Source organism: ANME-2 cluster archaeon, from assembly GCA_019429385.1.
Lineage (GTDB): Archaea > Halobacteriota > Methanosarcinia > Methanosarcinales > Methanocomedenaceae > Methanocomedens_B.
Genome location: JAHYIS010000028.1, coordinates 1 through 20607, shown reverse-complemented (window position 1 = coordinate 20607; position 20607 = coordinate 1). Strand labels below are relative to the sequence as shown.

Sequence of the window (20607 nt, the reverse complement as noted above, 5' to 3'; positions counted from 1 at the left end):
ATGGCAAAGAAATACACGCGAAAAGGTCATAAAACACGTTCAGCAGGCAGGTTTGGTGTCCGTTACGGTAGAAAGGTCCGTAAACTGGTAGCAAATATCGAAGAGCGCATGAGACAGGATTACAAGTGTCCAAAGTGTGGTTTGATGACAATACGCCGCACTGATACTGGCATTTGGAACTGCAAGAAGTGCGACCATACGTTCACTGGAGGTACATATGTGCCAAATACGTCCATGGGTCTTGCAGTAACCCGGTCCGTTAAGAAGGCTATGGAGACTGGTATCATGTTCGAGGACCTGGAACCAGAATCCGGTGAAATGGAACTGGAACAAACAAACCAAGGCTTTAATGCCAATTGAGATACGGTTCGTCTTGAAAAGGATACTACTTAAGATGAAACTGCTTTCCAGACCAATCCCGAGGTGAGGTCAAATGGGATATATATGTACAAGGTGTAAGCATTCGGTGGAGATAGACTACGAAGTAATGGGTATCCGGTGCCAATACTGCGGGCACAGGATTCTGATAAAAGAGAGACCTACCCTTATCAAGAAGGTAGAAGCGGTTTAGGTCAGGCCTTACCTAATACGAAAGGAAAGGAAAGGAATGAGGGGATACTATATCTCCTCCAATACCTTCATCTTCAGGCAGTCATATTCTGGTTCGACTTTGCCCGAGGGAGTTTGTTGTGGAAGTCGAATCTGAATTTATTTTTGAAATGCCCGGGTTTATCGATGTTATCTATCAGTCACTTTTACCTGAACTGGATGCTTCCCATCAGCGTACCAGTTCACAGCTTGCCATACAGGGAAGTGAACTGATTCTCAAGATACGCTCCCACGACCTGGTCTCAATGAGAGCGGCACTGAATGGATGGCTACGGCTGGTAAAGATAGCAGATGATATGAGCATGGCAATAGAAAAATAGAAGTAGTATTGTGCCATGTTGAAATCAAATTATACAACTGAGCGTGAATTACGATGAGCGGAGAATTACCACCCCAGGTCCAAAACCAGATTGCACAAATACAGCAGGTTCAACAACAAGCGCAGGTTCTGGCACAACAGAAAAACCAGCTTGAGATCATGTTGAAAGAATCTGAGATGGCACTTGAAGAGCTTGAAAAGCTTGGAAATGATGTGCCGGTCTATAAAAATGTGGGCAACCTGATGATAAAAACAGATATGGTTAAAACAACGGAAGAACTGAAGGAAAAGAAAGTGACTTTAGGTCTCAGACTTCAGACCATAAACCGGCAGGAAGAACGAATCCACAAGAGATTCACCCAATTACAGGACCAGTTGAAGACTTCTGTTGGCTCTCCAGCAATGAATGCTGAATAAGTGCCTGCATCGAGGGCATACGAGCCATGGAAGTAGATGAGTCCGGTTTTTATAATCGGCTCCTGGATTATAATAATATATTATTTCTGTGCCACCGCAACGCTGACCCCGATGCGATTGGCAGTGCCTATACCTTAGCTCAATCTCTGGGTGGCACTGTTGGAATAGTCGATGGTTGCAACCGGGTAGCTGCTACGTTAATCAAGACACTGGATATTGAAGTTATTGAAATGCCCGATACTTCAGACTATGACCTGACTGTGGTTGTGGATACCAGTACGCTGGCCCAGTTGAATGGAATCGTACTGAAAGAATATGCAGTTATCGACCACCATTCCACCTGTGCTATTAAGGATGATGCCGAGTTCTACATACACCGTACCGCCAGTTCGACTGCAGAGATCGTTTTTGATATTCTCACGTTCATGGAAGCTCCTGTGATGAGGAAATCTGCCATTGCGCTCATAGCCGGCATCATTACCGACACGGGTAATTTCAAATACGCAAATCCTGATTCGTTCAGGACGCTTGCAGAAATTATCGAGGCCAGTGGTGTGGAATATGGCGAAGTGGTAGACCTGCTGGCATCAACCCCCCAGGATATCAGCATGAGGATAGCCTTACTTAAAGCAGCACTGAGGGCACAGGTACATCGCAAAGGTGACTGGCTTATCGTTACCAGTACCATTAGTTCATTTGGAGGAACAGCAGCCGGTATATTGACACATGTAGGGGCAGATGTTTCCTTTGTGGGTGCCGACAAAGATGGTATTGTCAGAATTAGCGGCAGGGCAAGGCGTAATGCCATTGATGCAGGGGTAAACCTTGGCCAGATACTGGATGAGGTCAGTAAACAGTTCTGCGGCACAGGTGGCGGACATGACGGGGCTGCCGGGCTGGATGTGGAAGGCGGGGATGTACAGGAGATCCTGAAAACCTGCGTGGATGTCACAATAAGTAAACTACCGTAACTATATCTCTGCAACTGGACCTGAGCTTTAAACCGCTGCAAATAAACCTTCAGTGCTATTTACTGTAAGGGCTTGCAGCTCGTATCTTTCCCCCCATATTTGAAAAATCCAACAGCAAATAACATAACCTACCAGTACACTATAGGTTTTAGATGAAAGTAACCAAAAGGAACCTCAAAGGCAGGGACGGCGAGATCGCTCTTACACCGGAGTCCCTTGACGACCTGTGGCACCTGAAATATATTGTTGAGCCAGGCGATCTGGTTTTCGCGCTTACCAAACGTAAGGTGGAGGGAGCTACCGATAAGCTCAGACCTGAAAAGATGGAGAAAAAACCCATGCGTCTGGGGGTGCGCATAGAAAACATCGAGTTCCACAAATTCTCAAACCGGTTGCGCCTGCATGGCGTGATCGAGAGCGGGCAGGATGTAAGTGCCTATCACACCCTGAATATTGAAGAAGGTACGAATCTTTCGGTAACAAAAACCTGGAAGAGCGACCAGCTTGAGCGAATAAAGGAAGCTGAAGCTGCAGCAAAACGTCCCCGGGTGGTCATCCTGACCATTGAAGAGGGGGAGGCGTCCATCGGACTTCTTAGGCAGTTCGGGGTTGAGGATTATTCACATGTCAAAACCGGGTCAGGTAAAGGCGAATCCAGCCACAGGGAAGATTTTTTTGCCCAGGTCATTGCCCAGCTTGAACAGGCTGCAGGCGGGAGTGAAGCCGTTATCGTGGCCGGGCCAGGATTTACGAAAGACGATTTCCTCAAAACCCTGAAAACAAACAAACCCGAACTGGCAGCCAGGGCCCGGACCGAAGATACCATAACCATCGGCGTTTCCGGTTACCAGGAAGTGCTTCGGCGGGGTGCTGTTGACAGGATAGTGGAAGAGTCAAGGATTGCCAGGGAAGCAATGCTCCTGGAAGAGTTGATGGAGCGCATCGCAACCGACGGGGCCGTAGCTTACGGGTGGGATGCAGTGAGCCGGGCCAGGGATATGGGTGCAGTGGGTACGCTGCTTATCACTGATGAACTGCTCAGGGAGGGACGGGAGAAAGGGGAAAATATTGATGCATTCATCCTGAGCATTGAACAAAGCCGGGGCAAAGTGGTGGTGTTCAGTACCGAATTCGAACCCGGTCACAGGCTGCACGGTCTGGGCGGAATTGCTGCACTATTACGGTTCAAAATGGAGTATTGACCATGCATGTGGAGGGAATGACTGGGGCTCATATTCCTGGTGAGGACAGGGCTGTATATGATATCAGATTCCTGCTGGAAAGGGGGTATCCACGGGCCAGTGCAATTACGTATGTGTGTAATCATTACCGACTGGATATCACTATCCGTCATGTGTTCGGCAGGGTCATCTACACTGATAGCGTAGCCAGGGCACGGAAAAGTAAGACCATTGAATGGAGGGAATTGGCTGGTGAAGAAATTTGGGTGGACGGGTATAATGTACTTATCGGTGTGGAATCCGCACTCAAAGGTGAACCGGTTTACCTTTGTGATGATGGGTTTATCAGGGATACCAGGGGCGTGTTCAGGAATTACCGGTGCTCTGATGAGACAGTAAAGGCATTGGATTCCATACTCGGACAGCTGTCACATTGTGAATCGGGCAGGGTGGAGTTCCTCTTTGACAGCCAGATCAGCAGGAGCGGGGACCTGGCGAAATGGGTAGGTGAAAGGATAGGAACATTCGGTATTAATGGCCATGCCAGGACTTCCAGGCACGTTGATCATGACCTCAAGCATTGCAGGAAGATAGTGGCCACTTCGGACGGTACTATTATTGATGCAGTAAATACCGTGGTGAATATCCAGGCCAGGGTGCTGGAAGAATTGAATAGAAGCCCGGTCATGATAGGGGGATTGCTGTCGTGAGACGTATCGGCATAGCTGTTACCGACCCTCAGGACTGGACAGCCCGTGCATTATATGAAGCAGTGGGCAGAGCAGGTGGGTCACCTTTTGTGTTCAGGTTGCATGATGTTACCACCCGGATGCTGGGGGAGACGGAACTGGTGGCAGGGGATATGAACCTCGGGTCGCTGGATGCGGTCATTGTGCGCGATGTAGGCGGGGGTGGTAGTAGTGGTGGCACTGATACTGAAGGGATGTCCTACCGGTTCGATGTACTGTGCAATCTGGATGAACAGGGGATAACGATTGTAAATCCGCCCATGGCTATTCAGGGGGCGGCCAATAAATACCTGTCATCGTACCTGTTCAAGCAACAGGGCCTATCCACTCCCGATACTATTCTCACTTCTGACCTTGATACAGCGGTCAATGTAGTCAGGGATTGGGGGAAGGCTGTGATAAAACCTATATTTGGTTTTAAGGGCCTGGATATTCAATGCGTGGTGGACGATGATAGTTCAAAAACACGACTCATGAAGCACCTGGAGCGCAGGGGGGTATTATACCTGCAGCAGTATATACCGAATCCGGGACGGGATATCAGGGTATTTGTGGTGGACGGACAGGTATCAGGAGCTATATACCGAAATGCTCCTCCCGGTTCATGGATAAACAATTTATCACAGGGTGGAGCACCCGAACATTGCCCAATGTCACCTGAGATAAAAGAGCTGGCATGCAGAGCTGTAAGGGCTGTAGGTGCGGTGTATGCCGGGGTGGACCTTATAGAAGGGGAGGAAGGGTTGAGTATCCTTGAGGTGAACGGTACGCCATCGGGCAGGGGTATATTTGAAGCATGCGGTATTGACGTGACCGCTGATATTGTCAGGTATGTGATGAGGGAAGTTGATGGGTAGTATTATAATGTTTCATGCACATCAATTATTTTCTCCCGCGAGGTTGATTATGTGAAGAAGACAGACGAGTTGTATTCAGGAAAGGCAAAGACTATTTACCGCACCGAAGACCCGAATCTGTTGATAATGGATTTCAGGGACAGCCTTACAGCGTTTGACGGGGAAAAGAAAGCTGAAGTGCCGAAGAAAGGGTATTATAATGCCCAGATATCCAAAAAGGTATTCGAACTTCTGGAAGAGAATGGTATCAAGACCCATTACCGGGAGATGGTGTCCGACCACGAGATGCTTGTGGATACCGTTCAGATTATCCTGGTAGAGGTGATCGTCCGCAATATTGCTGCTGGTTCTATGACCCGCAAGTATCCTTTTGAGGAGAGCCAGGTACTGGATGAACCTGTGATCGTGATGGACTATAAGGACGATTCGCGCCATGACCCCATGCTCAACGAGGATATTGCCGTGGCGCTGGGGCTTGCAACCAGGGAAGAACTTGCACAGATACGGGAAACCGCGCTTAAAATTAATGATATCCTGAGGTCATACCTGGATGAGCGGGGATTGATCCTGCCGGATTTCAAGGTTGAGTTCGGGCGCAGGGGTAGTGAGATTGTGCTGGGTGATGAGATATCCTGTGATACCTGCCGGCTGTGGGATAAGGAGACCGGGAATTCGCTGGACAAGGATGTGTTCAGGTTCGATAAAGGTGACCTGGCTGCGGCTTACAGGGAAGTTGCGCGCAGGATCGTGCCTGAACTATTTGTGTGAGGATATGAGAAAAAGGCGGGCAATATTCCCCCATTCATTTTTTAATGGTACATAAAGTATACCTTTTTGTACTCAAGTTAATCCGACCGAAGGGAGGATTTTCGTGTTTGTTTTTACTTCTGTAATGCATACTGTGAAGTTTCACGCAGGATAGTACTGCTATTTTTGAGTAGTTAATGGAAAGTAAGATGAAGTTTCCCAATCATGGTAAAATATCAAATAGCCAGAAGAACTATTTTATAAGTAGTCTATAAAACCCGGAAGGTCAGGTTATAACTGCAGATAATTTCGAGGTTCATACCTCGAAATTCTTTTTTTTATTTCATTAAGAATAATAGAGGGTAAAAAAATTCCGGCCTTTTAGATCTTTTCCTTTACCCCATCAACTACTTTTTCGAAAAGCCCCTTCTCATTCTCTTTTGCAGGCTTCTCCCCGCTGGCCTTCGCAAACTCCCGCAGCAGTTCTTTCTGTTTTGCATCAAGTTTCTTGGGTACCTTCACATTCACCTGCACATGCAAATCCCCCTGCCCGTACCCATGGATATTGGGCATGCCCTTATCCTTAACCCGAAACGTCGCTCCTGGCTGTGTACCGGCCGGAACTTTCAACTTCACCTTACCGTCCACCGTAGGCACCGTAATCTCGTCACCCATTGCTGCCTGGGTAAAACTGATGTCCGCCCCCACCAGAACATCATTACCCACCCGCTTGAACAACTTATGGGGTTTTACGTAAATATCCACGAACAGGTCACCCGGAGGCCCGCCAGCTGAGCCGTGCTCGCCCTCTCCGGTGACCCGCATGCGTGAGCCACTGTCAATACCGGCAGGTATCGTCACCTTTATTGTACGTTTTATCTGCACTTTGCCGCTGCCGTGGCATTCAATGCATGGGTCATCCACCACTTTGCCCTGGCCTCGACAGGTGGGACAGGTACTGGTAGTCATGAACTGGCCAAATGGCGTCTGCTGTGCACGGGTTGTCTGGCCGCTGCCGCCACAGGTCTTACAGGTCCTGGGTTCGGTACCTGGTTTGGCACCGCTGCCCTTGCAGGTGGAACAGTTCTCGGTCCTTGGCAGTTTGATGGACTTTTCAACTCCTTTGTAGGCTTCCTCAAATGATATGGCAAGGTCGATCCTCAGGTCCGAACCCCGCTGGGGTCCGCCACGCCTGCGGCTTCCACCGCCAAATATCGTATCAAAGATACTGCTGCTAAAACCTCCACCACCTCCGCCAAAACCTCTGAATATATCTTCAAAATTCACATCCCTGAATATATCCTCCTGGCTCCAGCGCCCGTCAACACCCACATGTCCATACTGGTCATATTTGGCACGTTTTTCAGAATCACTGAGTACACCGTAAGCTTCGCTAATCTCTTTGAACTTCTCCTCAGCACCAGCATCTTTGTTGCGGTCAGGGTGATACTGTAAGGCCAGCTTCCGGTAAGCCTTCTTCAGTTCATCTCCGGAAATGCTCTTGTCAACACCCAGGATTTCGTAATAATCGCGTTTATCAGCCATGTGAGATCATTTTTAAAAAAAAATAAACAAAAGGATAAGGATTAGTAATTAATCCTTATCCTCGTCTACAACTTCGTACTCAGCATCTACTACATTGTCATTTCCGGTCTCACCCTCATGTTCGGGTTCAGTACCAGCAGCAGCCTGCTCTTGTGCAGCCTGCTCGTATATCTTCGTGCTGATCTTCTGCATCTCCTTGGTGAGTTCATCGATAGCCGTCTGGATAGTATCCTTGTTATCGCTTTTGATGGCTTCCCTTGTCTTCGCTATCTTCTCTGTAATAGACGTGCGCTCTTTATCAGGTACCTTATCACCCAGGTCGGAAAGGGCTTTCTCAGTAGTATAGGCCAGAGTATCTGCCTGATTCTTAATCTCGATCAGTTCCTTTATCTTCTTATCCTGTTCCTCATACTGCTTGGCATCATCCATCTTCTTCCTTATCTCATCCTCTGAAAGCTTATGGGTAGAAGTGATGGTTATCTTCTGCTCTTTATTGGTACCCAGGTCCTTAGCAGTTACATGAATGATACCATTGGCATCAATGTCAAAGGTCACTTCAATCTGGGGAATACCCCTTGGCGCCATAGGAATTCCTATAAGAGTGAAACGTCCCAGCGTAGTATTGTCTGCCGCCATGGCACGCTCACCCTGGAGTACATGAATGTCCACTGAGGTCTGGTTATCAGCAGCTGTGCTGAATATCTGGCTCTTCCTGGTGGGAATCGTGGTATTGCGCTCGATGAGCTGGGTTGAAACACTACCCAGGGTCTCAATACCAAGGGACAGCGGTGTTACGTCAAGCAACAGCACATCCTTGACCTCGCCTTCCAGCACACCGGCCTGTATCGCTGCACCCATTGCCACGCATTCCATAGGGTCAACACCACGTTCCGGCTCCCTGCCAACCACATCGCTAACGAACTTCTTCACCACCGGCATCCGGGTGGGTCCACCCACCAGAATGACCGTAGTAATGTCTGAGGTCTTCAATCCTGCATCCTTGATAGCCTGTTCCAAAGGTTGTCGTGTCTTCACTATTACAGGCATGACCAGCTCTTCCAGTTTGGATCTTGTAAGGTTCATCTCAAGATGTTTGGGTCCTGCCTGGTCAGCTGTGATGAACGGCAGGTTGATGGACGTCTGCATTGTGGTCGAAAGTTCGATCTTTGCCTTCTCTGCAGCTTCCCGCAGGCGTTGAACAGCGGTCTTATCTTTCCGAAGGTCAATTCCTTCTTTTGATTTGAAATCCTCTGCAATGTAATCTATGAGGATCTTATCCATATCAGTACCACCCAACTGGGTATCACCTGAAGTGGATTTTACTTCGAACACACCACCGCCCATTTCCATAATAGTAACATCAAGGGTACCGCCACCGAAATCGTACACCAGTATTTCCTGGTCGCCCTTCTTATCAAGTCCATATGCCAGTGATGCTGCTGTGGGCTCATTTATGATACGTATTACTTCAAGACCCGCTATCTCGCCCGCATCCTTGGTGGCCTGTCTCTGGTTATCATTGAAATATGCAGGTACGGTTATGACCGCCTTCTCTACTTTGTCTCCAAGGTGCGCTTCAGCGTCCTGCTTGATTTTCTGCAGAATAAAAGCAGATATATCCTGGGGAGTGAATTCCTTACCCCTGATGTCTATCTTTTCATTCGTTCCCATCTTCCGTTTGATGGCCATTATCGTGCCTTCCGGATTGCTTACTGCCTGTCTGCGGGCTGGTTCCCCAACCAGTTTCTGCCCATCCTTGGTGAAAGCCACCACTGACGGGAATGCCTTTCCGCCAACACTTGTGCCTTCTGCACTGGGTATTATCGTTGGACGGCCACCGACAAGAGCTGCAGCCGCCGAATTGCTAGTTCCCAGGTCAATTCCTATTATCTTTCCCATTTAATACTTCACCTCATCTGTTTAGATTAGTACATTCTTATATTTATCAACTATTTTTCTTTTTTCTCTGATATCTTTACCTTTGAATATCGAACCACTCTGCCCTTTATCCTATATCCCCGCTGGAACTCTTCTAACACAGTATTGTCGGGGCACTCGTCAGAGTTTTCCTTCATCATCGCGTCATGACATTGATGGTCAAACTTCTGCCCTACTGCATCAATGGGTTCAAGACCTTTTGATTCAAGGATGCTTTTCAACTGGTTATACACCATTTCCATCCCCTTCAAAATGGAATCCCTGTCCTGTGACTCCCTGGCGCTGGCAATCCCCCGCTCCATGTTCTCCATCACATCAATAAGTTCTGCCACAAGGTTAACGTTTGCATATTCGATGATCTCTGTCCGTTCTTTATCTATCCGTTTTTTATAATTGTCAAACTCTGCCGTAAGGCGCTGGAGATGGTTCAGGTAATCCAGTGCAAGTGCCCTGGATTCAGACAGTTCACAGGCTAATTTTTCAAGTGAGCACTCCTCACTATCTTCTTCAGACCGCCCCTTATCCAAAGACTGGTCCTCAACCGTCATTTTCCCCTTTGAGCTACGCTGTTTCTTGCCTTTAGACATCGTAATCTCTTCCTCAGGTTCATCTGTCTCATCTTTTGATAGGTTAACCTCAACCTTATTCTTTTTTACCATTTCAAGCCTCTGCAGGATTCAGATTCAATACTCTCGTGGCAATCCCCATTTCTAATAATCGTCCCCAATATCCGGTGCCTGGATACCATCATAACTATCCACCCTGTGCTCGGGTTTGACGTCCATGAGACCAGTATATTTTGATGCAAATACATCATCCACCCTCAGTATCATTGAGGCTGCATCGGTGGCAGATTTAATAGACTGTATCTTCACCTTCAAAGGTTCCACTACACTGGTCTCCTTCATATCCATGACCTTGCCGGTAATTGCGTTCAGGCCAACGGTCTTGTTGCCTTTCTTATGTTCGGAACGCAGTTCTGTCAGGATATCAACAGGGTCAAGTCCTCCATTCTCTGCAAGAACACGTGGAATTCCTTCCATTGCATCGGCAAATGCTGAAACGGCCAGTTGTTCTCGTCCCTGAAGGGATGAGGCGTACTCGCGCAGCTGCATTGCTGTTTCAATTTCGGGTGCGCCGCCTCCAAACATGATATTCTTCTCATCCAGCACTACCTTGACGACACTCAGGGCATCATCCAGGGCTCGCTCCACTTCTTCAGTGATATAATCAGCACCGCTGTGAACCATTATGGTAACTGCTTTCGGATTTTCGCACCCTTCGAAATACATCATCTTGTAATTACCAAGTCCCCTCTCTTCCACTATCTCGGCAGAACCCAGGTCGCCCGGAGAAATATCAGTTGTATTGGAGCGCACAACAGCACCAGTGGCGCGGACAATTCTTTTGATATCATCTTCTTTCACTCTTCTAATGGCCAAAATGTTCAGTTTGCCCAAATAATGAAGGGAAATATCATCAATGCCCTTTTCTGTGACCACCACGTTCACTCCGGCTTTAACCAGACTGTCCACCTGGTCCTTCACGGTCTGGTATTCTTCATGGTATGCTTCATCCATCTGTTCCACGGTAGATATCTTTATCTTGGAACTTGTAGACGTCTTCTGTACCTCAATACCCACATCCAGCACAGCAATCTTTGCATTTGTGATCAATTTTGGCATGTTGTTATGGGCCCTGGCCTTGTCAATGACCATACCCTTAATGAGTTTGGTATCTTTGATGGACCCGCCTTTTTGATGGATTATCTGGATATTATGTTTGATATCGGTCTGGAACTTGTCTGTTATTGCCTTGATGGCTTCCACGCAAAGGTCTGCCAGATTATCATGTGCCATTTCGCTCCCTTTTCCGGAAAGTGCGGTAAGAGCGATCTTTCTGAGCATTTCATTGTCATCCTCTGAAACCTGTATGGCAGTAGATTTCAGGATTTCCTGTGCTTTTTTTGCTGCCAGTTTGTATCCGCTGACTATCAATGTAGGATGAACCTCAAGTTCGATCAATTTCTGGGCCTGGGTAAGCAGTTCGCCTGCGAGCACAACTGCGCTGGTAGTACCATCTCCCGCTTCCTGTTCCTGGGTCTTTGATATCTGCACCATCATCATAGCAGCCGGATGCTGCACATCGATCTGCTTTAAGATGGCTGCACCGTCATTCGTTATCATGACGTCTCCTACAGCGTTTACCAGCATCTTGTCCATTCCTTTTGGACCCAGGGTGGTTTTCACAGCATCGGCAATTGCTTTTGCTGCTGTAATGTTCATGGATTGTGCATCCCGGCCTGTCGTCCTTGATTTACCCGGGTCAATGATAATTATTGGCTGTCCGCCCATTCCTGACATAGATTATTTCCTCCAGAGATAGTAACTAAATGGTGTTATATTGTATAATAAGAACACTTCTAACTGTTTGTACTTCTATATAATATTAACGGGCGATGATAATGCTAATCCAATGTTCCTTACCCCACAATACACTCCAATAACCCCTCAGCCCGCTTCACCATCCCCTCATCCCCCAGCACCTGAGCCACCTCCCCCACAGCCTCCAGGTTCCTGGCTGCAAACTCAAGATATTCCATCACATCACCAGCATAGGCAAACACACCATACCGGGAGGTCAGCTCGTCAATTATCCCTCCTGCAGATAGCCCTTCACACCTCATCTCCATCAGTTTCCAGGAAAATTTCCGCTCCGGACAGCCGCAATAAGGCGAACCCTTGCACGTGCAGCTTAAAAAATCCCTGGCAAAATTCACCATCTTCCTCTGAGTTGCACTATCCAGCCTCGCCAGGCTCTCACCTGATAATGCCATTTCCATTGCACCACCCTGGAACACCCTGGACGGCAGCCGCATATTCAAACTGGCAGCAATACGGTCAGCTCCAACAAAGAACGCCCTGTCAAACACTGCCAGCCCGGTAACAATCTCATCAGGCCCCTGTCCTGACTCTATCCCATCCTTGATCACATCGACCTGCTCAGGATTCAGGAAATGCTTCACCATTATCCTTCCCATACTGGTGAGCTGCACTCTGGTTCCCGATACATTTACATAACCCATATCCTGCAGCTTGCCAACCAGATAGTCCGCATCCCCGCCGCCGATCCTGGACGACTCCACTGTCCTGATAATATTCAAATCATCCCAAACAGCCGCAGATACCGCCACCTGTTCAAGCACGGCATCCTCGCCGGACTCAACTTCAATAGGAGCAACGACTCCCCTGAGCAGCCGAAATGCCACCTTATCTTCACTCTCCCCTTTCCCGAAACTCTTATCAGGCTCAGCCATTAGCACCACCACACCCCGATCGTGATAATCAGGCCTGCCCGCACGTCCCTGCATCTGCAGGAACTCGCCCTGGCCCAGCCATTCAATACCCATAGCCAGCCCCTCGAATATCACCTGCGACGCAGGGAAATCCACACCTGCAGCCAGGGCGGCAGTGGTCACGACTACCGGGAGCCGGGCATTTCCAAACTCCTGCTCGATGCGCCTGCGCTGCTGGTACGGCAGGCCCGCATGATAAGCAGCCGAATGGATCTGCAATGCATCTGACAAACGGTGACAGTTATGCCTGGAATTGGTAAATACGATGGTCTGTCCCCTGAAACCCTTCGATGACTTTCGGTCATATTCTTCCCGGGCCAGCTGGTTTATGAGACGCAGCTTTTCGGTGGGTCCGCCAAATATCAGGTGACGCTCCAGAGGTATAGGCCGCTCCTCATATTCGATAAGCGTGCTGTCAAGGGCACCTGCAAGCCTGCCCGGTTCACCCACTGTGGCAGATAGATAGATGAACTGGCATTTGGGGTACAGGTACCTGAGCCTGGCAATCAGCCCGTCCAGTCGTGGCCCCCGTTCAGGGTCCTGTATCATGTGCACTTCGTCCATAACCACCGTCCCAACCATGCCCATCCTGCGCCTGCCACCCGTGCGCAACAGGTAGTCGATTCCCTCATAGGTACCAACTATGATATCTGAATCAAGCGATGTGCGCATCCGGTTTCCCTTCCCACCACCGATTCGGCTCTGTCCCACCCGAATGGCCGTAGAAAGTCCAAGTGATTGGTATTTTTTCCTGAACTGGTCATACTTCTGGTTGGCAAGTGCTACCAGGGGTACCAGGAACAGCATTTTACCTTTGCCGGCCAGGATATTGTTCACCCCGGCCATCTCGCCCACCAGGGTCTTACCGGTAGCAGTGGCAGAAACCACCAGCTGGTTCTTACCCTTGAGCAATCCTGATGCAATGGAAAGTGACTGGACCGGTAGCAGCGTAACGGGAAGGATGTTTTTCAGGCGTTCATCCACATCCAGGTCCTTTGATTGTAGCAGGTTTACCTGTGAACTTGCCTGGATATCATCGAAAAAGGTAAGTTCTCTGTCCATCTTTTTTGGGTCCAGCAACACCAGCATGCGGTTCAGGTCGCGTGTCCTGAGCAATTGATGGAACAATCTTTCAATCCCCTCTTCACCCATCCGCCTGCCGCAAAGGTTTATTTCCCTGTGCAGTTCCGATAAACCGCAGTTCTCACAAATAAATTCGCCCCGGTACCTGATAGAACCCTTATCCACAGGCGTGAACCGTCCATCTGACAGGCAGGTACGGCAGACTTCCACCCGTTCATGGTTCAGGTGGTACCCTTCCAGCATCTTCAGGAAATCCTTTTCAGATGTCTCGTCCCCGTGTCCGGAAACCAGTATCAGGTCTGCCATGCGTAACAGGTCTATGGCTTCAGACGGAGCCATTACTTTTTCGCCACCATCTTCAACGACCCGGAACTTAAAAGGCCGGGGGCCTTTTGAACTATGCTTTAAAAAGAGGATACCATGTATCGATGCAGTACTGCTGCCATCCTTCAATATCAACAGTTCGACGGCTGCCCTGGTCGGTCTTATTAAAACTATGAACGACATTGTGAAAAATAATCATTTACGAAGGTCATGAAGGTCATACGACAGACCTTCGGATTCAAGCCTGTTCAATAGTGGTGGTACTTCTTCATCTACAGATACCACAACTGAAGATAAACCATGAAAAGCTGCCTCCACCACCGATTCCCTGGTCCCGAACATGATATTGGGTTCCCTGCCGATACTGCGCAATGCGATCAATGATTCCACACCCAGCACGCATAAATACTTTGCATCCACGGTGAGTTCACGTAACATCTCAAGATTGACATTCCTGGAACCGCCTCGCTCCACCCTGGGCACTTTGCATACTGTTATTTTCACATCATCCAGTTCTATCATACCATGCAGGTCAGTCACTCCTACATCCTCGCCTGCCCTGACATCCGAGGTCAGGACACCGCTCGCAGAACCTTCCCGGTACGTTGTGGCATACAATAATCCTTCACGCATCAAAATCGATACTTTCTGGCCTGACTTATTATCATCATCTGCAATGGCTGTCCAAACAGAAACATGGCTTATGATATCTTCCATTACGTATTTGGAATACCGCTTCAACTCAGCCGTTCGTTCAAGCACCCATTCAATCCCATTCTTGGTAACTTTATAACGTACCCTGCCATCGGAAAATATCAGACCTTCATCGGTAAGTTCCTTGATATATTCAGAAACTGCCTGGGGAGTTATACCTACTTTATCTGCAATCTCTTTTTGTCGAACATTGGGCTGGTGTGCCGCGATCTCCACAAGGATTTGAAATTTGGTGCTTTCTTTTTTGCTGTGAAGTAAGTCTATCATTCAAGAGCACCGACAAATTCGATTCTCTGACCTTTAACAAGTAATTTATTGGAACGCCGTGCAATACCTCTTAAATATAACGGACTGGTCCCCACCACTCTTGACAGACCGGTCATGGACTGGTTACCATTGACCACTTCAGTTTCGATCTGTTCCATCATATTCCTGATATCGTCGTCACAAGTAAATGTTATCATAAGCAGGTCGGCAAGATCTTCAATTGAACACTGGAAGTTTACCTGTATCTTAGAATAGGAGGTATGATATTCTTTTGTAGGTGTTTGTCCTGGTTCAGGCATTCGCCATTTGCTTTCGATCAACCCACTCTTCTTCAATATTGAAAGACCTTCTTCCACGTCAAATTTGAGCATTTCCTTAAGCTCATCTTCAGTGTACCAATCAACCAGAAGATGATCAAAAACTTTCTTGTGAGTATCGGACCCGAAAGTACGTAATAGTGGAACCAGATCCGACGGATCATTAATTATACGAGTTCGTTTACCCATTTAGATTAACCTCATAGCTATATATGGTCTTCTAATTTGATAAAGCTTTTTGAAAAAACCAATCTAAACTCACCTATACGTATCAGGTCGAATACGCACGTGAACTATACCCATTCCAGGTCAACAGTTATGTAATTATTAGTATTGTGGTTCCAGTCCCTCGATTTTGGAGAATGTTGTATCTGCTTCTTTTCGTATAGCCATACGGTCACGTTTATCTTTTTCTATCTGGATGGCTTCGACCGCAAGAGCGTACAGATTTTCAAGTTCTGCTGTGGTCTCCAGCGTCAATACAGAGAGGACTTTTGGTAACTCTCCGTTTCTGATAATAACTCCTTTGAACACATGACCGATATGGGATGACAGTTTATCGATCTCACCTGAAATATCATCAATGCTCAGGTACTTGCGGTCGCCTCTCATGATTATCATAGCTCTGCTACCTTCTTCGAAGACATTCGAGGAAAACAGCAGACCACTGGGAGAAAGACTGTCATGGATGACAGAACGGATCGAGTTCTTCCCATCGCCCTTTGCAAATCCCATAGTGGCAAAACCAGCTCCACCAGACATCACCGTTTGGAAATCACCCAGGTCAGTTACCATCATCATTTCACTGTCAAGGGCTTCAAGTAAAAACAATAACCTTTCAGATATCATGTTGTTTATGCCGTCATAGGCACTCTGTATGTCTCCACCAGCATCTTTCAGGAACTGGTTATCTGCCAGTATTATGCCATCAGTTCCACTGTCATACATTTCTTTTAAACAAAACGCAGAGTTCTGGAGATATATGGTACCCTCTTCCCTGAATGGCAGGACCACAACAGAATAAATGGGAAAATCATATCGTGCCTTTAATTCTTTTACCAGAAGTGGGGTAAATGATGAACCTGTACCACCTGATGTAGATGTAATGACAAAACCAACATCAAAATCCCCTCTTTCCGATATGTTCCTCATTATAAGGTCCTTGTTGTCAGTAAAACACTGTTTACCCACAATGCGGTTTGCACCTACACCGTGCAGGTTCGGGATATGGATTCGGTCTTTCGCTTTTGTATAACTCATTTCCTTGAGGTCATTGATAGCGGTGTTTATCGCAATGGTCTCAACTCTCGAGGGAAATTTCTGGCGGGAATAGTATTTTGAGAATTTGCCACCGCCAAAGGCTTCCCTATTAACTGCATCCAGAATTCGGTTGCCGCACTGACCGGTCCCAACCATTAAGACATTTAACAATTAAAAATCCTCCTAATCATTTTTTTACATCCTGAACTGACTGCGTCTCCAGTGCAACCAACCTGCTATGGCAATAATAATAAACACTGGAGTAATGTAAACGTAAACAGGATATTCAGCAAGATAATCATATTTACCCTTTTGAACGTAGAACATTTCCGAAGTCACTTCTTTAGTAATATCTTCTACGCCGTTATTATATGTCAATTTTACTGTCAGGTTGTTAGCTCCGATACCTCCAGCTTTGAATGTGAACTTGTACTCATCCTCATATCTGGCTCCATAGATGCTTTTCTGAATAATGGGTTTTTCAGCTATTATATCAACATCTTCTGAGCCTGAAACATACGTTAAGTTCGCCGGAATAACTGGAGTGATCTTAATAGTGGAGGCTGGTACGTCCTTTAAGTTCTTGACATATACGGTAAATGTGATCTTTTCATCGCGCTTTAATTTGGTCTTGTCCTGGGATATTGTCAGCTCAAGGTCAGATGTTTCCACTTTTTCTTCAGCTACCGTCACAATTGGCCGGGTAGATGTTGCTGTATAATCATCTCCGAACACAGAAGAAGAATAGGTGGCAATGGCAGGGCTGAGAGTATAAGTGCCGCTTTTGGCAGCTTCGACCTCATAGATATACATCTGCGTATATGAAGTCCCAACAGGCAAATCTGTCGGATACGTGGTGTATATACTGGACTTAAAGGTAAAACCCGGTGTGATGCCTGGATCAATGCTGATGCGCTTTGCAGTACCGCTACCGGTATTTCTGGCTTTGATAGTTATTCTGATAGTGTCTCCGATATCGACTGAGGATTTATCCACTTCTTTTGTAAGTGTGAGGGATGGTTCCCCGATATACATCGCATTTGAAACACCGCCGGAAACTGCTTTTTTATATTCCACACTTATACCTGTGGTTTTGATATCCACAATTGCATACTGTGAGGAGAGGTTCTTTTCATTCACCAGTATTTCAACTGAACCGCTAAGATATTTCACTCGTTTTTTTTTATTTTCAATGGTCTTTGACACAGTTAATTTGTCATTTGTACCATCTGATTTTAATTGGTAGATGTTTATATCCAGTGATAGGGAACCATCTAATGAGGTAATGTCAGACACTTCAATAAAATAGTTGTTAATCTGATAGCCGTCCCCTTCTGAAATTTTCTCATCATATATATCATCTGCACTTACACTGCCCGCTGACAGGACCAGGAAGAAAAACAACAATAGGATATATCCTAAAATACGGTTTTTATTCAATTTAGATATCCCCTCTTTAACATACTAATTACTTGGTACATGCATTTTTTATCGTTATGAATAACGATTTTAAATAAATATATATTATATGATACGATTTCCAATATGATAAATAATAATTGCTCATCTGTATTTTATTATATATAATATGTCTATATATATTTATTTTTCTGATAATGTACTATTGTGAAACTATCGTTTCCGTCTTGCAAGATGGAATATATAGATATCCGGTCTGGGACGTTTTCCGCTGGTTGCTGCGAAATCCGAGTAGCAGCGCGGGCACAGTTCGCGTACATTCAGGGCAGCAATTTCCTGCGTGCCCGGGATTATCCTGGCAAACACAAAACCCGGTGATACATCCACAGCTTGAGCACTTTCATGTAACAATTTGAGAAAATGTTCCTCGAAAACTTCCAGGTCGTCCAGGCCCAGACCGCGAGTATTTGCCGTATATCCCGAACAGCCACAGGGGAGTGCAAACAGGTCAAGTTCAATGATCATTGCTGCCCGGCCGATAAGCTTCCTGATACGTTCCTCCAGGTCAGCTCTGGTTTTAAGAAGATTATCCAGTGTCATCAGGTATCAATCCCTTTTTTGGTTAATGTAATCCATTGCTCAAGCTTTTCATCAGGAGTACCCATACGGCTGTACATTTGTGTAACCTTCTCTGTAAGGCGCTGGCAATAACCGCAGGTGTGGCATACTGTACTGTGTTGCTTCCACTGTTTGATAGCACCGTCAAGTGCCCTGTTAGGTATATTGAACAGGTCTACCAGGTCCTTTGGACAGTCCATCAGGTCCATCAGGTTGCCATCATAACTCTCACTGGCATAGGCGTCTACACAGTTCAGTATCCAGTTCAATAAATGTGAGCGCCCGCCTATCTTGAAAACGTCTGTAATATGAGCATATTCCGGAAGGTCTTCCGGTCTGATAAATGGTGATTTGATGATAAGTGAGGGGTCTTTGATGCGCAGCGTGAGGCACTTGTTGTAATAATAGTCATCCTGGACATTGGGACGTGGGGGCGGTCCGTTAACATGAGAGAAGAAATTAAAGTGGGCGTACCTGAATGGACAGCGGTACAGGCAACCTTCATTGACAAGCAGTTTTAGCTCGCAGTCAACTGCATCCCTGATAGCTTCCAGCACGTCGAAATGACGGTTCACGTTCGAGTCCACCACAATGGACGAAGCACCCAGTTGTTCATAGAACTCGGCTTTCTGGGGGCTGTCCACGAATGCGAGTACACTGACCACTGACGGGATATTGAACTCCTGGTCCAACATTTCTACAAGGTAAGGATCAGCTACCACTACCGTGTCGACACCAATCTCTTCGAGGTTTGAAAGGTACCAGTGGAGGAGATTATATCCTTCAGGAGTAAGCTGCTGGCCGCCCATGCACGAACTGTTCAGCACCATCTCTATCTTGACACCCTTATTATGGCAGTATTGAGTATGTCTGGCAATCTCCTCAAGACTTGCATGCCCCAGATTGACGCGGCCCGTGCCTATATAATCCGGGGAACCTGCCATATAAATTGAATAAATGTTCTTTGAGTCAGCCAGTAACTGCTCCAGCCCTTCATAATGTCCGGGATGGGGCACATAGAGTTTCTTTTTCATGATTGGTGGGGGATTTATGGGGGGAGGGGTTGATAAAGGTTTTTGTCGAACCGGTAATGACATAGTATATTTTCAACAGGCTCAAGGTAAAGGAAGGTACCTGCTTGAAATTATAAAGGCAGATATTTAAAGAAAAAGGGAACATATCAACCACTGGTTATGCAAATGTGCTGGCAGACCTGTTGAACAGTACCATCAGTGAAATATAATTGTAATATGACTGAAATTAAAGGTGGATCAAAATGTTTAATCTCAAACATACTATGGTTGTCCTGAATGGATTTATTCACGACCTTGCTACCGGTTTCTGGCTAGCGGCCATGATAGTCATTTATTCCCTGCATAGATTCCATCACGAATATCAAACAATTGCAGAACCACTCAATATCCTGGAACGCTTCTTCTTCTGGACCACTATCGCAGCTGTTCTAATCATCTTTGCCACAGGGGGAATTCGGTCTTTTACATATGTGGATAACTTCTATGGGGAAGAAACAGAACAGGCCCGCAGGAAGATGCTGATAACCAAGCACGTTATCCTCCTGGTCATTTTTGGCATCGGTGCGTATCTGGGATACAGCATGGCATTCCACTAAAATTATACTCATGAAAGTAATTATCATTTCTCCCCCGTTTCCCTTTTCAGGTCGTGTACCTATGGTACCCCCTATTCTCGATTACTTAGGAGCTCTCACGGTAAAAGCTATGTCCGGTGTTGAACTCGAATTAATCGATGCCAACATCCACGAACCCAGACCAGAAGATATCGATGCCGACCTCATCTGCCTGAGCTCAATGACCGCTACCATTACTTGGTGTTACAGATTAGGCGATTTGTTAAGACAAATGGGGAAAAAGGTTGTACTGGGAGGAATACACCCTA

Annotated in this window: 22 protein-coding genes; 11 read left to right on the top strand and 11 right to left on the bottom strand. The window is 46.8% G+C overall.

The window, feature by feature from the left end:
• The 9 genes from K0A89_09745 (at position 1) to K0A89_09705 (ending at position 5871) form a co-directional block, all read left to right on the top strand.
• Positions 1–360, top strand: coding sequence for a 50S ribosomal protein L37ae (locus K0A89_09745; GenBank protein ID MBW6518768.1), 360 nt, complete (start codon positions 1–3; stop codon positions 358–360).
• A gap of 73 nt (positions 361–433) precedes the next feature.
• The gene (locus K0A89_09740) at positions 434–571 is read left to right on the top strand and encodes a DNA-directed RNA polymerase subunit P (protein ID MBW6518767.1); all 138 of its coding nucleotides are present in this window, start codon (positions 434–436) and stop codon (positions 569–571) included.
• Positions 572–719: 148 nt separating this feature from the next.
• On the top strand, positions 720–929 hold the full coding sequence (locus K0A89_09735) for a hypothetical protein (GenBank protein MBW6518766.1): 210 nt from the start codon (positions 720–722) through the stop codon (positions 927–929).
• Between the two features lie 53 nt (positions 930–982).
• Positions 983–1345: a prefoldin subunit beta gene (locus K0A89_09730; protein MBW6518765.1), complete on the top strand. Its 363-nt coding sequence runs from the start codon at positions 983–985 to the stop codon at positions 1343–1345.
• Between the two features lie 26 nt (positions 1346–1371).
• The gene (locus K0A89_09725) at positions 1372–2316 is read left to right on the top strand and encodes a DHH family phosphoesterase (protein MBW6518764.1); all 945 of its coding nucleotides are present in this window, start codon (positions 1372–1374) and stop codon (positions 2314–2316) included.
• A gap of 152 nt (positions 2317–2468) precedes the next feature.
• Positions 2469–3518 (top strand): mRNA surveillance protein pelota, encoded by a 1050-nt coding sequence (locus tag K0A89_09720; GenBank protein MBW6518763.1) that lies wholly within the window; start codon positions 2469–2471, stop codon positions 3516–3518.
• 17 nt (positions 3519–3535) lie between these two features.
• Positions 3536–4207, top strand: a complete 672-nt coding sequence (locus K0A89_09715; GenBank protein ID MBW6518762.1) for a DUF434 domain-containing protein — start codon at positions 3536–3538, stop codon at positions 4205–4207.
• A complete protein-coding gene (locus K0A89_09710; protein ID MBW6518761.1) occupies positions 4204–5103 on the top strand; it encodes a RimK family alpha-L-glutamate ligase in 900 nt (299 codons plus the stop codon). The genes K0A89_09715 and K0A89_09710 overlap by 4 nt, the downstream gene beginning before the upstream one ends.
• Positions 5104–5154: 51 nt before the next feature.
• On the top strand, positions 5155–5871 hold the full coding sequence (locus tag K0A89_09705; GenBank protein ID MBW6518760.1) for a phosphoribosylaminoimidazolesuccinocarboxamide synthase: 717 nt from the start codon (positions 5155–5157) through the stop codon (positions 5869–5871).
• Between the two features lie 360 nt (positions 5872–6231).
• On the opposite strand, the gene dnaJ is transcribed toward K0A89_09705, so the two are convergent.
• From dnaJ to K0A89_09650, 11 genes are all read right to left on the bottom strand, one after another.
• A complete protein-coding gene (dnaJ, locus tag K0A89_09700; protein ID MBW6518759.1) occupies positions 6232–7395 on the bottom strand; it encodes a molecular chaperone DnaJ in 1164 nt (387 codons plus the stop codon).
• 48 nt (positions 7396–7443) lie between these two features.
• Positions 7444–9294: a molecular chaperone DnaK gene (dnaK, locus tag K0A89_09695; protein MBW6518758.1), complete on the bottom strand. Its 1851-nt coding sequence runs from the start codon at positions 9292–9294 to the stop codon at positions 7444–7446.
• Between the two features lie 50 nt (positions 9295–9344).
• Positions 9345–9992, bottom strand: coding sequence for a nucleotide exchange factor GrpE (gene grpE, locus K0A89_09690; protein MBW6518757.1), 648 nt, complete (start codon positions 9990–9992; stop codon positions 9345–9347).
• A gap of 51 nt (positions 9993–10043) precedes the next feature.
• The gene (locus K0A89_09685; GenBank protein MBW6518756.1) at positions 10044–11696 is read right to left on the bottom strand and encodes a thermosome subunit; all 1653 of its coding nucleotides are present in this window, start codon (positions 11694–11696) and stop codon (positions 10044–10046) included.
• Positions 11697–11815: 119 nt separating this feature from the next.
• Positions 11816–14278 (bottom strand): DEAD/DEAH box helicase, encoded by a 2463-nt coding sequence (locus K0A89_09680; GenBank protein MBW6518755.1) that lies wholly within the window; start codon positions 14276–14278, stop codon positions 11816–11818.
• Positions 14279–14290: 12 nt separating this feature from the next.
• Complete coding sequence (locus K0A89_09675; GenBank protein MBW6518754.1) at positions 14291–15076, bottom strand: winged helix-turn-helix transcriptional regulator; 786 nt, start codon at positions 15074–15076, stop codon at positions 14291–14293.
• Positions 15073–15582: an ArsR family transcriptional regulator gene (locus K0A89_09670; protein ID MBW6518753.1), complete on the bottom strand. Its 510-nt coding sequence runs from the start codon at positions 15580–15582 to the stop codon at positions 15073–15075. Before K0A89_09670 ends, K0A89_09675 begins: the two co-directional genes overlap by 4 nt.
• A gap of 138 nt (positions 15583–15720) precedes the next feature.
• The gene (locus tag K0A89_09665) at positions 15721–16824 is read right to left on the bottom strand and encodes a cell division protein FtsZ (GenBank protein MBW6518752.1); all 1104 of its coding nucleotides are present in this window, start codon (positions 16822–16824) and stop codon (positions 15721–15723) included.
• A 24-nt stretch (positions 16825–16848) separates the two neighbouring features.
• Entirely contained in the window at positions 16849–18093 is a 1245-nt protein-coding gene (locus K0A89_09660) for a hypothetical protein (protein MBW6518751.1), read from the bottom strand.
• 192 nt (positions 18094–18285) lie between these two features.
• Complete coding sequence (locus tag K0A89_09655) at positions 18286–18672, bottom strand: DUF5402 family protein (protein ID MBW6518750.1); 387 nt, start codon at positions 18670–18672, stop codon at positions 18286–18288.
• Entirely contained in the window at positions 18672–19727 is a 1056-nt protein-coding gene (locus K0A89_09650; GenBank protein MBW6518749.1) for a U32 family peptidase, read from the bottom strand. The genes K0A89_09655 and K0A89_09650 overlap by 1 nt, the downstream gene beginning before the upstream one ends.
• 239 nt (positions 19728–19966) lie before the next feature.
• On the opposite strand from K0A89_09650, the gene K0A89_09645 reads away from it, so the two are divergent.
• Positions 19967–20320, top strand: a complete 354-nt coding sequence (locus K0A89_09645; protein MBW6518748.1) for a hypothetical protein — start codon at positions 19967–19969, stop codon at positions 20318–20320.
• 61 nt (positions 20321–20381) lie between these two features.
• The coding region (locus K0A89_09640) for a cobalamin B12-binding domain-containing protein (GenBank protein ID MBW6518747.1) at positions 20382–20607 on the top strand (226 nt) is incomplete at its 3' end.

Coding starts and splice junctions, on each gene's coding strand:
- K0A89_09745 (MBW6518768.1), top strand. CDS start 1: ATGGCAAAGAAATACACGCGAAAAGGTCATAAAACACGTTCAGCAGGC.
- K0A89_09740 (MBW6518767.1), top strand. CDS start 434: ATGGGATATATATGTACAAGGTGTAAGCATTCGGTGGAGATAGACTAC.
- K0A89_09735 (MBW6518766.1), top strand. CDS start 720: ATGCCCGGGTTTATCGATGTTATCTATCAGTCACTTTTACCTGAACTG.
- K0A89_09730 (MBW6518765.1), top strand. CDS start 983: ATGAGCGGAGAATTACCACCCCAGGTCCAAAACCAGATTGCACAAATA.
- K0A89_09725 (MBW6518764.1), top strand. CDS start 1,372: ATGGAAGTAGATGAGTCCGGTTTTTATAATCGGCTCCTGGATTATAAT.
- K0A89_09720 (MBW6518763.1), top strand. CDS start 2,469: ATGAAAGTAACCAAAAGGAACCTCAAAGGCAGGGACGGCGAGATCGCT.
- K0A89_09715 (MBW6518762.1), top strand. CDS start 3,536: ATGACTGGGGCTCATATTCCTGGTGAGGACAGGGCTGTATATGATATC.
- dnaJ (MBW6518759.1), bottom strand. CDS start 7,395: ATGGCTGATAAACGCGATTATTACGAAATCCTGGGTGTTGACAAGAGC.
- dnaK (MBW6518758.1), bottom strand. CDS start 9,294: ATGGGAAAGATAATAGGAATTGACCTGGGAACTAGCAATTCGGCGGCT.
- grpE (MBW6518757.1), bottom strand. CDS start 9,992: ATGGTAAAAAAGAATAAGGTTGAGGTTAACCTATCAAAAGATGAGACA.
- K0A89_09685 (MBW6518756.1), bottom strand. CDS start 11,696: ATGTCAGGAATGGGCGGACAGCCAATAATTATCATTGACCCGGGTAAA.
- K0A89_09680 (MBW6518755.1), bottom strand. CDS start 14,278: ATGTCGTTCATAGTTTTAATAAGACCGACCAGGGCAGCCGTCGAACTG.
- K0A89_09675 (MBW6518754.1), bottom strand. CDS start 15,076: ATGATAGACTTACTTCACAGCAAAAAAGAAAGCACCAAATTTCAAATC.
- K0A89_09670 (MBW6518753.1), bottom strand. CDS start 15,582: ATGGGTAAACGAACTCGTATAATTAATGATCCGTCGGATCTGGTTCCA.
- K0A89_09655 (MBW6518750.1), bottom strand. CDS start 18,672: ATGACACTGGATAATCTTCTTAAAACCAGAGCTGACCTGGAGGAACGT.
- K0A89_09645 (MBW6518748.1), top strand. CDS start 19,967: ATGTTTAATCTCAAACATACTATGGTTGTCCTGAATGGATTTATTCAC.